At 65.6% G+C, this 1,072-nt stretch carries 1 protein-coding gene; it reads left to right on the forward strand.

Annotated elements, in window-relative coordinates:
• A partial coding sequence (locus ACZDYF_RS18810; RefSeq protein ID WP_475061313.1) for a ferredoxin--NADP reductase domain-containing protein occupies positions 1 to 1,072 on the forward strand: 1,072 nt, incomplete at both ends.

A 1,072-nucleotide genomic window follows, 5' to 3' on the forward strand; every position in this document is an offset into this window, starting at 1 on the left:
CGTCGAGGTGAGTATCGACTTGTTCGAGCGTCTTCCGGCGCCGTTCGGGTTGGTGCGGTACGGGGTGGCGCCGGATCATCCGCGGATCAAGGCGATCATCGTGGCGTTGCACAAGGTGTTGGCCCGGGGGGACGTGCGCCTGCTCGCGAATGTGGAGTATGGGGTGGATCTGAAGCTGGATGATCTGCGGCAGTTCTATGACGCGGTGATCTTCTCGACGGGTTCGATCCGGGATGCGGCGTTGGCGATCGAGGGGATCGATCTGCCGGGGTCGTTCGGTGCGGCGGATTTCGTGTCGTGGTACGACGGGCATCCGGACGTGGCGCGCACGTGGCCGTTGGAGGCCGAGCAGGTCGCGGTGCTGGGGGCGGGGAACGTGGCGCTGGACGTGGCGCGGGTGTTGGCCAAGCATGCGGACGACTTGTTGCCTACGGAGATCCCGGAGAACGTGTATCAGGGGTTGAAGGAGTCGCCGGTGAGGGATGTGCACGTGTTCGCGCGTCGTGGTCCGGCGCAGGCGAAGTTCTCCCCGTTGGAGCTGCGTGAGCTGGGGCACGTGCCGGACGTGGACGTGATCGTGTATCCGGAGGACTTCGAGTTCGACGAGGGGTCGATGGCCGCGATCAATTCCTCGAACCAGACCAAGCAGGTCGTCAAGACGTTGACGGACTGGACGCTCAAGGATCCGTCGCAGTTCACGGCTTCGCGGCGGTTGCACCTGCATTTCTTGCATGCGCCGGTCGCGGTGCTGGGCGAGGAGAGGGTCGAGGGGTTGCGCACGGAGCGGACCCGGTTGAACGGGGACGGGACGGTCAGCGGGACGGGGGAGTTCTTCGAGTGGCCGGTGCAGGCGGTGTATCGGGCGGTGGGGTACTTCGGGTCGCCGTTGCCCGAGATCCCGTTCGACGACCTCAAGGGTGTGATTCCCAACCGTGAGGGTCGGGTCATCGACATCGATGGTGCGCAGATCCCGGGGGTGTATGCCACGGGGTGGATCAAGCGTGGCCCGGTCGGGTTGATCGGGCACACCAAGTCCGACGCGTCCGAGACCGTCCGCCACCTCGTCGAGGAC

The sequence above is a fragment of the Oerskovia sp. PE-21s genome (assembly GCF_056158145.1).